The organism is Rhodococcus sp. NPDC056506 (assembly GCF_042794945.1).
Taxonomy (GTDB): domain Bacteria; phylum Actinomycetota; class Actinomycetes; order Mycobacteriales; family Mycobacteriaceae; genus Rhodococcus_F.
Map to the genome: position 1 here is coordinate 80,784 of NZ_JBHTSW010000021.1, position 12,587 is coordinate 93,370.

Genomic DNA, 12,587 nt, shown 5'->3' on the forward strand with positions numbered 1-12,587 from the left:
ACGATGATCGGGGGATCGCAGCGCATGATTCGTCGGCCGATAGCCGTCGGCTTGTCGACGGCTTCGGTGTATCCGGAGAACACGGAAGCAGCATTTCGTTACGCCGCCGATCTCGGATACGACGGTGTCGAACTGATGGTGTGGGCCGAATCCGTCAGCCAGGATGTCGGTGCTGTTGCTGCCCTCGTTCGCAAATATGCGATCCCGGTGCAGGCTGTGCATGCGCCGTGTCTGCTGATTTCGCAGCGCGTGTGGGGATCCGATCCGGTCGAGAAACTCGAGCGTTCGGTTCGCACCGCCGAAACCTTGGGTGCGACGACGGTGGTCGTCCACCCACCGTTCCGGTGGCAGCGCAAGTACGCCGAAGGCTTCGCCGAACAGGTTGTCGACCTCGAATCGAAGAGCAGCGTCGTCGTGGCGGTGGAGAACATGTTCCCCATGCGCGCGGACAGCTTCTTCGGCGGTAAAGACAAGTCTGCGGAGCGTCTACGCAAACGTGGCGGTCCGGGCGCGGCGCTGTCGGCATTCAGCCCGTCGTACGACCCGACCGATTCCGATCACGCTCACTACACACTCGACCTGTCGCACACCGCGACGGCGGGAATGGATGCCTTGGAGTTGGCCTCCCGGATGGGTAGGGGACTCGAGCATCTGCACCTGGCCGACGGTCGCGGGGCGTCGATGGACGAGCACTTGATCCCCGGGCATGGTTCACAGCCGTGCGCGGAGTTGTGTCAGCAGTTGGCCGCGAGCGAATTCAGCGGCCAGGCCGTCATCGAGATCAACACTCAGAACGCGCGTACCAGGCGGGAGCGGTCGTCGATGCTGGCGCAGGCGCTCGCGTTTGCACGCGAGCACCTGGCACGTTCAGCGGTGGCCGGCAAGTAGCGCAGCTTCGAACTGCGCGCGTACCTTCTCGACGTGCGCGTCGAGGTCCTTGGTCTCCCAGCCTTCGGTCGAGATGGGATCGAGCACCGAGACGTAGACCGGGCCCGGATGGGCGACAAGCGAATTGCGCCACATCCTTTCGCCCGCGTTGTGAATCACCACGGGCACGATCGGCACACCGGCCTGGATCGCCAAGTGGAATCCACCCTTCTTGAACGGGCCCAGGCGTGGCGTCGGAGAACGGGTGCCCTCCGGAGCGATGACTATCGAGACGCCGTTCTTCAGCTTGTCGACCGCCGGCTGCAATGCGGCCTTCGCCTTGGTGGTGTCCGTGCGGTCGATGTAGGCGACGTCGAGCAGTGCGCCGACGGGCATGAACCGCGGATCGCTTGCCGCTTCCTTCTTCGCGACACCGGTCACGTCTCGCTTGATGACGGTGCCGAGGACCAACATGTCCAGGGAACTCTGATGATTGAACATGAATACCGCCGGGCGGTGGTCCCACACGTTGTGCTCGCCGTCGATCTCGACGTCGATGCCGAGTAGTGAGAGCGAGATGTCGGGGCCGTAGGTACCAACGAGGTTCGCGCCCAGTTGACGGTTGCCGGTGACGATGCCCGCCGACGCGCCGATGGCGGCGGTGGCCGCCAGCGCGCCCATGGCCGTTGCCGTTCGGATCGTGGAGATCGGCGTTGCGCCTCGTTGCGGTTTACGCAGGTTGACCGAGGGCCAGTGATTGCGCAACGCGATCTTGGCCAGACCACGGTCGGGATTCAACGCTACAGGCCGCCCGACGGCCTCGAGCATGAAAACATCTTCGACGCCGTTGGAGTACGCAAACGCGTTCTTCAAGTCGGCGCCCATCGTCTCGGCATATCCCGCAAGAGCATTGGCTTTGGCCGGACCCCACAAAGCGGGTGAGGACAGTTCGCCGGTCAGCATTCCGTCGACGACTTCGGGTTCGGTGCACAGCACGTCTTCGATGTCGAGATCTTCGGCGACGTACTTGGCCTGGAACGGAGTCGCCGACGTGGCCATCACGATGGTGTGGCCGGCGCGCCGGTGCGCTGCCAGAAGCCCGCGTGCTTCCGGGTAGATCATCGCGGCGATCTCCTGCTTGAACAACCGTCGGCCCCAGTCGTTCAGTTCCTCGACGGTCCGGCCGCCCAGGGCGCGAACGCCGATGTCCATCAGTGCTCCGACGTCAGCACCGCGGAATTGGGTGTCAATCGCGGCACCGGTGGTGCGCAAGAGTTCGCCGACGCTGATATCCAAGCGTCGCAGGCGGTCTCGGTACACAACGCTGGCCGAGTACCCGCTGATCAAGGTGCCGTCGAGGTCGAAGGCGGCGATCGTTCCGGGCCCGGGTGGGGCGGCTTCGATGGCGGAGTGCAGACGCTCGAGTCCGGTCACAGTCCTACTTCCTCGTTCGCGGCGGGCGCTCGGTTTGCTTCTGGAATGGTCACTACCGCAGCGGCGTCCGGTACCGGCATCGCCACCTGATCGAGTCGCGCATGCGCGAGCGCGCGAAGGTGACGCAGGCGCTCGACCTGAACCTTGATCTCGGCAGCGAATGCCAGGCGCCGGGCCCGGACTCCGTCGTCGTCGACTTCGATCAAGTTACGGTTGCGCGCCAAATTCAGTGCGGTGGCGAACAATTCGCCGGAGACGGATTCGTTGCTGGCGATCTGCTGCCGCAGTCGACGCTGATGTGCGACGTCGATACAGTTGCTGATGAACGACTTCTCGTCGAACGACGTCGAAATCGGCGCGAGCACAAGCTGATCGGCGACAACCTGGTACGCCTCGAGGAACGGTTGGAGCACGCGGTGCGCGAGGTACGGGCGAACCGTCTCGATCATGTGCTCGGTTCGTTTGTCGTCGGCCATGACGGTTTCCCACTCGGGGTCGATCAGCGTCAGCTCGGTCCGCATCTCCTGCTCGAATGTGTCCCGGTCACTGAAGAAGAACTCGAATTTCAACAAATCTCGGATGCGCTTGGCCTCTGCCCACCCGTCCCCGATGGGGTCCTCGAACCGCTCTTCGACGGCTGCCTGAAGTACGAGTTCGGTGATGGCACGCACGACAAGAAAGTGAATCGTGTTGTTGCGGTAGAAGGCAGCGACAAGATGCTGGTCCTTGCCGAGGTAGAAGACCTGCTCGCCGCCGCGATCGAAGCGCTCGAGCACACCGGAATCGACGTGTGTCTGCAACGCCTTCTCGATGACACGCGGATCGGACAGTTCGACGTCGCCGGCGATCGGAAGGTTGCGCGCGGTGATGTACCCGAACAGCGGCGTGAGGATCGCCGTGAGTTCGCGAACGGTCAACGCCCGGTCTTCGATTCCGAGGAACGCCAACATCGCCAGCGAAGACACGGTCACCGGCGTGACCTCGTTGATTCGGTGACACACCTCGATTCCGGCCTTTTGAATGGCGAGGCGCTGGTCGGTTTCCTGGCTGAGTGCGTCCGCGAGTGAGAGCGGCCTGCCGATGGTCACGTGCGCGACGCCGTTGCGCTTGCCCTGTGCACGTACGTAACCCACCATCCAGCGTAGGCCTTCCGGTGTCTTCTCGGCGCCGAGCGCCTCGGCCGCCATGGCCCCGACTTCGTAGAGTTGGTCGTAGCTCAGCGCGACCGGGACGAGGTACACGTCGGATGCGCCGCTGACCTGAAAAGCCTTGGTCAGGTAGGTCAGGAGACCGAAGCGCGGCGGGCGCAGTTTCCCGGTGCGCCCGCGTCCACCCTCGATGTACCACTCCAGATTGAAGCGCTTGGTCAGCAGGTAGCGCATGTACTCGTGCATCGACCACTTGTAGACCTCGTCGTTGCCGATGCTTCGACGAATGAAGACGGTGCCGCTGCGCTTGAGGATCGAGCCCATGGGCCAGAAACTGATGTTGAGGCCGCCCATGACGTGATTGAGCGGCAAGCCGTTCGCGATCAACGCCGGACGCAGGACGAGGGGATCGAGGTACGAACGGTGACTGGGGAGGAAGACCAGTGAGTGTTCCTTGTTCAGCTCACGGAGTTCCTCGAAGCGGCTCGTGTCCACGTCCAGCTTGTAGGCGCGAGCGAAGTAGCGGCCCAGGCGATCCCACACCGCGATGGCTTGGCGACTCTGGGTGGCAACCATTTCTTCGAGAGCTTCACGTGCGCGGCGATCGACCTCGGCGACGGCGATGTTCAGCCGGTCGGCCAAAGCCATGACCTCGGTGGCGAATCGGCGGGTGTCGGTGATCTCGTCGACGACGAACCGCGACACCTTGTACTGGCCACCCAGTAGGCCCAACTCGGCGCGCTCGAGCGCCAGCGCCGCTTGACGACGGATGAACTCGGGTAGCGAACCGCCACCGCTCTTTTCGAGTCGACGCTCGAGATCGCTCAGTGGCGCGGGTTCACCTTCGATGACCTGGCACCGCGACGGGTCGGTGCGCAGGGTTCTGCGCTGCGCGCCGCGTCCGGGGTGGAGGGGGTCGCGTGGTGCCAGTGCATCGCGCACCCGCACCGCGACGTTGTGTTTGGTATGGGTGTCCGGGATCCACACAACGCGAAGCGGCGCGAGCATCGGGTCGTCGGTCCGCGCCGCCAGTTCGGCCAGGGTCTTGTCGGTGATGTTGACGGTGACCGGCCTCGTTTCGGATGCGGTTGCCTTGTCGGCAAGCCACTTTCGCAGCACGCCGGCTTCGGCCTCTGTCATGGTTTCGGTGAGGTACACGCGCGGGTTGGTCGTGTTTTCACTCATGACTCAAGCACCTTCCGTTGGAACTCCGAGAGCCACGATCTCGTCCAGGCTCTCCTGCAGGCACTGCATCAGCAAGGCTGGTTTCGTGATCGCAGCGGTGTCGAGATTGATTCCGATACAGCACACCCCGACATGGGAGACCAGCGTTGCCATCGCCGCGCAACCGGGAGCCGGGCCGAACGGGAACATCCGCTCGATCTTCGCTCCGGCGAGATACACCGGCACCGGTACGCCGGCGACATTGCTCGCCTGCAGATCCAGTCCAGTCGACTGGGACAGATACCAGTTCGCGAGCAGATAATTTGGCAGGCGGGCGAGGATCGGGGCAGCGACGTCGAGAGCGTCCAACGCCGGTTCCTCACGCAGACCCAGGACGATTTCTCGTACCTGCCTGATGCGTTTGGCCGGATCGGTCTCGGCGACTGGGCCGTTGAAGCGAACTGCTGCAAACCGGTTGCCGCCGTTGGCATCCGCGCCGGTACGCATACTGATCGGCATACCCATCGGAATGCTGTCGACGGATTGTCCGAAGGCTTCGTGGTAGCGACGGAAGCCGCCGAGCAAGGCAGCGACGTACGCGTCGTTGAGTGAACCGCCGGCAGCTTTCGCCCCGGCCTTGAGTTCGGGGACACCCACTTCGAGAGTTCCGAACCATCGTCCGAGACCACGATCGTGGAGCAGTGGGGAACCGGAACGAGCCGGGGGAGTGACGATCTTGCGGAGTGAATTGGCGTAACCGAGGACCTCGGAAGCCGTCGTGATCGGACTCGAGATCGCCGTGGTCGCAACATTGGTGGCGCCGCGGACCAGTTTGGCGATCCGCGAGGGCGTCCGCCGGATCTCGCTGACGACCTCCTCGCCGAAGGCGCCTACCGAAGACAGGTGCTCAGGGGCGGGCGGCGTGCGGTCGGGTTTGTTCGGGGTGGGATCCGGGCGCCTGCTGTGTAGGAGCGTCATCATCTGGATGCCTCCCATGCCGTCGGTGATGGAGTGGTGAGTCTTGACCACGAACACGGCGCGACCGTCGTCGAGACCTTCGATGAGCAGTGCGCTCCACGGCGGCCGAGCCTTGTCGAAGGGTTCGGTGGCCAGGTGGCGACACATGCGCAGCGCGTGATCGAAATCCGCGGGTGCAGGCAAGCGAACCCGTCGTAGGTGATAGCCGATGTCGAACTCCGGATCGACGGACCACACCGGATTGCCCAACTGCATCGCCGGTTCCACCGCTCGCATACGAATGCGCGGAACCACGTGCGATGCCCACTCGACTGCGTCGAGCAGACGGTCCCAGTCCGGGGCGCGATCGAGAACCTCTACCGCAACGATCGGTGAGCGCAGTTGCGGCTGCGCTTCTTCCATCCGCCACATTCCAGTCTCGAAGTCGGACATCGTGCGGTTCGCCCCCCAGGCGACCGCGGAAAGGTCGACGTCGACCGCGCTAGGAGGAACAAATGGATTGCTGTTGGCCATACGTCAAGAACTCCCTCGGTCTGCGGATCCACCCCGCGCATCTCTGCTTCTAAGTGTGGACCCGCGACCGTGGGCGCGTCCCGGTTTCGGTGTCAGCCGGGAGGTGTGACGTTCGTCAGTTAAGGGCTAATCGGACATGCCGGGAAGATCAGTGATCAAGAAGTGACGCCGACGGCTTTCAGGGCTATCTCGCGGTAGAGGACACTGACTTCGCGTGGAGTCTGCGGTCCGTCGAGTCGATACCAGAGGACGACGGACTGACACATGCCCAGCAGTGCGCGGCCCGTTCCGGTGATGTCGGGGACCGTGAACTCACCGCTCTCGACGCCTGCCGTCAGTACGTCGACGAGTAGGTTCTCGAGCTTCTTTCGCTTGGCCGCGTAGCTCTTTCGTTCCGCGTCCTCGAGGTATCGGAGTTCGGAATCGAGGAAAGCTATGTCGGAGCGACTGGTCATGTGCAGGACGCACGCCTCGATGAGATTGCCGAACTGTGTCGTCGGTGACGGGCCGGCAGCGTCGACAGCAGCGCTCGCGCGCGCGGTGACGTTCTCGATTCCCGGTTCCATCAGTGCGACGAGGATGCCTTGTTTGTTGCCGTGGTGGTAATACAGTGTCGGCACGGTGACGCCGGCGCGTTTGGCAATGTCGCGAACCGATGCTCCGTGGTAGCCGAGTTCATGGAACACCTCGAGTGCGGCGGTGAGCAGGGGAGTCAGCGCCAGTGGTTCGACGATGCGCCACTGTTCGTCGGGCTGAGCCTCCGACTGCAAATCCGTCATTCCGCCTGTTCGCTCCGTTCGGAAGTTTCTGGTGGTGTGCGCAAAGAAGGTTCAACCCTAGCGCAAGGCGTGTCCTCCTTACCGATGCTCGGCCACCATTGGATAGCATCACTATCCAGTGATGGGCCGAGCGAGTTGGAGGGACGGAGGAGCGGTGAAGGTTTCCGAACTGGCCGCGCAGTCCGGCGTCGCACTGGCCACGATCAAGTACTACCTCCGTGAAGGTCTGCTGATGCCTGGTGAGCCGACCAGCGCAACGGGAGCGAGGTACGGCGAACAGCACGTCCAACGACTCGCGTTGATCAGGGCCCTGGCCGGGGCGGGACTCGCGATTCCACGGATTCGCGCGGTGCTCGAATTGGTGGTCAGTGACGAGCGATCCGAATTCGAGACTTTCGGCCGCGCGATCGCACAACTACCGCCCTACATCGAACCTGAACCGGATCCAGAGTTCCCCAGAGCTCGCAAGGTTCTGGAGTTTCTCGGTCAGGTCTTCGAGCCGAGGTACGTGGCGGTTGCGCACCTCGAGCGGGCACTGATCGGCCTCGAGGATGCCGGACTGAGCCTCTCGGACGAGCGATTGCGCGCCTACGGCGAGCACATCCGAGGGATCGCCGAAGTGGAAATCGAGCTGATGCCTACCAGTTCGACCGAGGACGGCATTCGCTATGCGGTCCTCGGAACCGCCATGTACGAACCCGTCCTGACAGCTTTGCGACGCTTGGCGCACCAAGACTTGGCCGCACGACATTTCCCGCAACACCGAGAAAGCACTGAACAGGAAAATCGATGAGCACCAGCCCCTTTCAAGATCTCAATCGCCTCACCTCGCTCGGCAACGGGCGATACACCGCAACGATCGATTCGATCTGGACCATCGGACCGAAAGTGCACGGCGGCTCCATGATGGCTGTGTGCGCCGCTGCCGCGCGTCAATGTCTGCGAGACGGCGCGGGCGAGAACGACTCGCTTCTGAAGATGCAGCCACTCGCGGTGAGCGCCAACTATCTCTCCGCCCCCGATCCGGGTGAAGTCGAACTGGAGGTGATCGTCCGCAAGCAGGGACGGCAGGTCGCGTTGTTCGACGTCGAGTTGAGCCAGGCCGGCCGCAGCGCTGTTCGCGCGGCGGTCACGCTCGGATTCCCCGATGACGGCGACCCCACCTTCGTCACGGCCTCGTCGATCGACGACATGTCACCGGAACCGCCGGAGAGTGCGGTGGCCGTCATCGGCGATCATCCGATGGCTCAGGTCGTGCACGTCGGGCAGGGTTGCGACATGCGAATCGACACCACCTCGGCGCACTTCCTCACCGGGAGCCAAGGCGAGGCCGAGGTCAGGATGTGGGTCCGCCCCCGGCCCGAGGACGAGAACGATCTCGACACCGCTGTGCTGTTCGCCATCATGGCAGGTGACATCAGCGCGCCGGTGACGATGAACCGCGGCTTGTTCGGGTGGGCGCCGACAGTGCAGTTGACGACGTACCTGCGCCGACTGCCGACACCGGGATGGCTTCGTGTGCGAGCAAGTTCGGATGTTCTGGGCAGCACGTGGTTCGAAGAGGACCACGCAGTTCTCGATTCGGCGGGAGCGGTTGTCGTACAGAGCCGTCAGCTGGCGATGATGCCCCGCTAGGGTCGATCGCTGCGGTCGTGGCAGGCTGTTCGCCATGACAAGAATTGCGATTATCGGTGGCGGCAAGATCGGCGAGGCGCTGATCTCCGGGCTGTTGCAGGCCGGCCACGCCATCAAGGATCTGGTTGTCGCCGAGCAGTATCAGCTTCGCGCAGACGAATTGATTGCCGAATACTCCATCCGCGTCAGCACGGTCGCCGATGCTGCCGAGGGTGCAGACGTCATCGTCATCGCGGTCAAGCCCAGCGACGTCGAATCAGCGCTCACCGCGTTGACGAAGGTCGACCTGGACGGTGACCTCGAGCAGTTGATCGTTTCCCTTGCGGCGGGAATCCCCACCGGGTTCTTCGAAACGCGTCTGCCGGCAGGGTTCCCGGTCGTCCGCGTCATGCCGAACACCCCCATGTTGGTGGGGGAGGGCGTGAGCGTTCTGTCACCCGGACGCCACGTCAAGGCCGAGCATCTCGAGCTTGTACGCGGCATCCTCGGCAGCGTCGGCAAGGTAGTCACAGTTCCCGAATCGCAGATCGACGCGGTCACGGCTGTCTCGGGTTCCGGGCCGGCCTACTTCTTCTTGGTTGCCGAAGCGATGATCGACGCGGGAGTCGGTCTCGGCCTGACGCGCCCGGTCGCTACCGAATTGGTGGTGCAGACGATGGTCGGTTCGGCAGCGATGCTCGATCGCACCGGCGACAGCGCAACGGATCTTCGCGCCGCGGTGACGTCACCGGGCGGAACGACGGCTGCAGCACTGCGTCAGCTCGAAGCGGGCGGCCTGCGGACGGCGTTCTTCGATGCCTTGGATGCCGCCAAGTCGCGCTCGGCCGCGATGGGTGCAGCTGCGGAATAGTCGTCCGTTTAGCCACACCCGTCGCTTTAACCCCACCAGTACAGCTAAGCTCGACTTAGTACGTACGTGTCTGTTCCGCCGGAGGGGAAGCCGGCGGCGCGAGTCGTGCTGGAGGTATGTGGATTAATGGTGTCTGCAAACAAGCCGTCCATGGGTTCGTCCCACGACGGAAAGCCGGCAGTGGCCGGCACGCAATTCCTCACTGTTGCTGAGGTAGCAACTTTGATGAGGGTGTCGAAAATGACTGTGTACCGGTTGGTACACAGTGGCGAATTGCCCGCTGTACGAGTGGGCCGTTCGTTCCGTGTACATGCGAAGGCAGTGCACGATTACCTCGAAACCTCGTACTTCGATGCCGGCTGACCAGCCGGTTCGAAGCGGATGACCTCGGCGTGAGCCGAGTCGCGGGCACAGCGGTTGCTGTGCCGGAGGCTCGGTTTATGCCGAGTGAGTCCACACCGGTACGATGAGTCACTGTCGTACCAGCAAGCTGGTGTCGTAAGGCGCTGAGCTAGTTAAAACGAGGGCCAGGCGCCAATTGCTTGGCGCAGGCGTACGTGACCGGCGTGCGCAGGAACGCTAGAGAAGAACGTGAGGGACACCCGCTATGGGTTCAGTGATCAAGAAGCGTCGCAAGCGCATGTCGAAGAAGAAGCACCGCAAGCTGCTTCGTCGTACCCGAGTACAGCGCAGGAAACTCGGTAAATAAGCAATACGTGTTGATGCCCGCCGCCCCTTCAGGGGTGGCGGGCATCGATGTATTTCAAGGGAGGGGCGACGTATCTCCGGGGAGAGATGTGTCGGCCGTCTCATTGTCTGGGCGGTTTGTCTTGAATGACCGAAATCTGGGTAGTCAGCGCGGGACCCCCTCTGCCCGTAAAGTGGGGGAAAATCGCGGGAGGGACGCTTCGGCAGAGCGCGTTTCTACTGGATATGGGGGTACTTGGTGGTTGAAGGTGACAACACTTCAGGGGGCGCGGCGCCTCGCGTCGTACTGGTGACCGGGGCGAGCAGATTCCTCGGCGGCTACCTCGTTACCAGGCTTGCGCAGAATCCGTCGATCGAGCGTGTCATCGCAGTCGACGCGGTCAGTCCGAGCAAGGACATGATGCGCAGAATGGGCCGCGCGGAATTCGTGCGAGCAGACATCCGCAATCCGCTGATCGGCAAAGTGATCCGAAACGCCGAGGTCGACACCGTCGTGCATGCGTCGACGCTTCAGAAAGCCCCCAAAGCCGGCAGTCGCGCCGCGATGAAGGACATGAACGTCATCGGCGCCATGCAACTGTTCGCGGTCTGCCAGAAAGCTCCGACGGTTCGCAAGGTGGTCCTGCGCTCGGCCTCGGTCGTCTACGGGTGCAGTGCCAAGGACCCCGCTCAGTTCACCGAAGAAATGAGTGCGCGCCGCCGGCCGCCGGGCGGATATGCCCGCGACAGTCTCGAGATCGAGGGATACCTCCGCGGGATGGGGCGTCGGCGTCCCGACATCTCGGTCGGGATTCTGCGGTTGGCGCCGCTGATCGGACCTCAACTGACGGCAACTGTCGGGCATTACGTCACCGCCCCGCTCGTGCCGACCATCGTCGGGCGCAACGCGCGTCTGCAATTGCTCCACGTCGAGGATGCCCTTGCAGCGTTGGAGAAGGCGACCATCGGACACGCCTCGGGTACGTACAACATCGCCGGCGACGGAGTGGTGATGATGTCGCAGGCGATCCGCCGGGCAGGCAGGGTCGAAGTTCCGATGCCGCTCGCTCTGTTCCGCAGTGTCGGGAGCGCGCTGGTGGGATCGTCCATGAGGCTGTACACCGACGAGCAACTCGAGTACTTCCGGTTCGGCTGCGGACTCGACACCACTCGCATGCGCAGCGAATTGGGGTTCGAGCCGCGATGGACCACCATGCAGGCACTCGACGATTTCATGCGTGCGATGCAGACCCGCCGGATCATCAAGTCCGAGTGGATCGATCGGGCCGAGAATGCGTTGACCACGATCCTCGGCGGTGACGCCGCCGCGGCGAGCGCAAGTGCAGACGTGATGCACATGCCGTTGTCGTGGCAAAGTGCGGTGAAGGGGTGACTGACGTGGCGAAGGTAATTCCCCTGAGGCCGAGCGCAACTCACACCGGAAAGTCGGCAACCTCACGCTCGCGTGAGTCCGTCACGGGCACGGAGCGTGACATCCGTGAACAAAGTGAGCGTCGGCATCCGTCCGGAGCGTCCTCGGCGGCCGACCACGGCGGTGAGAGCACATTCGTCGATGCGGCCAGGTCCGCGATCGTCGACCAGATCGGCTCGGCGGCAGAATTTTTCCGACGTCGGGTGTCCGGTGACTACGAGGTCGACGAGTTCGGATTCGATCCGCATTTCGCGGACAACGTCGTCATGCCGATGTTGCGGCCGTTGTTCGAGAAGTGGTTCCGCGTCGAGGTCAGTGGGATCGAGAACATTCCCCTCACCGGGGGAGCACTGGTGGTTGCCAATCACGCCGGCGTGATTCCGCTCGACGGTCTGATGACGTCGGTCGCAGTGCACGATCATCATCCGGCGCATCGCCCGTTGCGAATGTTGGCTGCGGACATGGCTTTCGAGATGCCGGTGGTGGGCGGTCTGGCGCGCAAGGCCGGTCACACGTTGGCGTGCAACCCCGACGCCGAGCGTCTGCTCAACGACGGTGAAGTCGCGGCGGTGTTCCCGGAGGGATTCAAGGGGATCGGGAAGCCGTTCAGTGAGCGGTACAAGTTGCAGCGGTTCGGGCGCGGTGGCTTCGTGTCGGCCGCAATGCGTACCGGTGTTCCGATCATTCCGTGCTCGATCGTGGGTTCGGAGGAGATTTATCCGAAAATCGGTGATCTGACCACACTCGCGCGTGTTCTCGGGTTGCCGTATTTTCCGGTGACACCACTGTTTCCGCACTTTGGGCCGCTCGGCCTGGTTCCGTTGCCGTCGAAGTGGTACATCGAGTTCGGAAAGCCCATCGTCACCGACACTTTCGAGAGCGGTGCCGCCGACGATCCGATGGTCCTGTTCGAGGTCACGGACCACGTTCGAGAGACGATTCAGCAGACGCTGTATCGGCTGTTGGCCAAGCGTCGCAACGTCTTTCTCGGCTGAGTTCGGTGCGGGTCGGCCGGCGATGCCGACCCAAACCCCACACGCCATCTGGTGTTTTCGCCAGGGGACAATAGGCCCGGGCGCCCCCCCCCACCCGGGGAGTAT

General features: G+C 63.2%; 12 protein-coding genes. 8 read left to right on the plus strand and 4 right to left on the minus strand.

Translation table 11 applies throughout. The features are described 5' to 3' along the window. Positions 1-3 precede the first annotated feature (3 nt). Complete coding sequence (locus tag ACFQ6H_RS18045) at positions 4-888, plus strand: sugar phosphate isomerase/epimerase (protein WP_230816927.1); 885 nt, start codon at positions 4-6, stop codon at positions 886-888. Here ACFQ6H_RS18045 and ACFQ6H_RS18050 read toward each other — a convergent pair. The 4 genes from ACFQ6H_RS18050 to ACFQ6H_RS18065 all read right to left on the minus strand — a co-directional run bounded on the left by ACFQ6H_RS18050 (position 868) and on the right by ACFQ6H_RS18065 (position 6,883). After that, positions 868-2,301: an HAD-IB family hydrolase gene (locus ACFQ6H_RS18050; protein ID WP_378647661.1), complete on the minus strand. Its 1,434-nt coding sequence runs from the start codon at positions 2,299-2,301 to the stop codon at positions 868-870. The genes ACFQ6H_RS18045 and ACFQ6H_RS18050 overlap by 21 nt on opposite strands. Continuing rightward, positions 2,298-4,634 (minus strand): glycerol-3-phosphate 1-O-acyltransferase, encoded by a 2,337-nt coding sequence (locus ACFQ6H_RS18055; protein WP_378647663.1) that lies wholly within the window; start codon positions 4,632-4,634, stop codon positions 2,298-2,300. The genes ACFQ6H_RS18050 and ACFQ6H_RS18055 overlap by 4 nt, the downstream gene beginning before the upstream one ends. Positions 4,635-4,637: 3 nt before the next feature. Continuing rightward, positions 4,638-6,104, minus strand: coding sequence for a wax ester/triacylglycerol synthase domain-containing protein (locus ACFQ6H_RS18060; RefSeq protein WP_378537528.1), 1,467 nt, complete (start codon positions 6,102-6,104; stop codon positions 4,638-4,640). A 155-nt stretch (positions 6,105-6,259) separates the two neighbouring features. Next, positions 6,260-6,883 (minus strand): TetR/AcrR family transcriptional regulator, encoded by a 624-nt coding sequence (locus ACFQ6H_RS18065; protein ID WP_378537530.1) that lies wholly within the window; start codon positions 6,881-6,883, stop codon positions 6,260-6,262. 154 nt (positions 6,884-7,037) lie between these two features. Between ACFQ6H_RS18065 and ACFQ6H_RS18070 the strand changes: the two genes are divergently transcribed. The 7 genes from ACFQ6H_RS18070 (at position 7,038) to ACFQ6H_RS18100 (ending at position 12,482) form a co-directional block, all read left to right on the plus strand. Further along, positions 7,038-7,676 (plus strand): MerR family transcriptional regulator, encoded by a 639-nt coding sequence (locus ACFQ6H_RS18070; protein ID WP_378647665.1) that lies wholly within the window; start codon positions 7,038-7,040, stop codon positions 7,674-7,676. Continuing rightward, positions 7,673-8,518, plus strand: a complete 846-nt coding sequence (locus ACFQ6H_RS18075; protein ID WP_378647667.1) for a thioesterase family protein — start codon at positions 7,673-7,675, stop codon at positions 8,516-8,518. The genes ACFQ6H_RS18070 and ACFQ6H_RS18075 overlap by 4 nt, the downstream gene beginning before the upstream one ends. 34 nt (positions 8,519-8,552) lie before the next feature. Then, positions 8,553-9,368, plus strand: a complete 816-nt coding sequence (gene proC, locus ACFQ6H_RS18080; protein ID WP_378647669.1) for a pyrroline-5-carboxylate reductase — start codon at positions 8,553-8,555, stop codon at positions 9,366-9,368. A gap of 126 nt (positions 9,369-9,494) precedes the next feature. Further along, positions 9,495-9,731 carry a helix-turn-helix domain-containing protein gene (locus ACFQ6H_RS18085; protein ID WP_003941845.1) on the plus strand — a complete coding sequence of 79 codons (237 nt, stop codon included), beginning with the start codon at positions 9,495-9,497 and terminating at the stop codon, positions 9,729-9,731. A 244-nt stretch (positions 9,732-9,975) separates the two neighbouring features. After that, complete coding sequence (locus ACFQ6H_RS18090; protein ID WP_003402602.1) at positions 9,976-10,077, plus strand: 30S ribosomal protein bS22; 102 nt, start codon at positions 9,976-9,978, stop codon at positions 10,075-10,077. A 237-nt stretch (positions 10,078-10,314) separates the two neighbouring features. After that, entirely contained in the window at positions 10,315-11,448 is a 1,134-nt protein-coding gene (locus tag ACFQ6H_RS18095; RefSeq protein ID WP_378647671.1) for an NAD-dependent epimerase/dehydratase family protein, read from the plus strand. Beyond that, positions 11,445-12,482 carry a lysophospholipid acyltransferase family protein gene (locus ACFQ6H_RS18100; protein ID WP_378537537.1) on the plus strand — a complete coding sequence of 346 codons (1,038 nt, stop codon included), beginning with the start codon at positions 11,445-11,447 and terminating at the stop codon, positions 12,480-12,482. Before ACFQ6H_RS18095 ends, ACFQ6H_RS18100 begins: the two co-directional genes overlap by 4 nt. Positions 12,483-12,587: the final 105 nt, after the last annotated feature.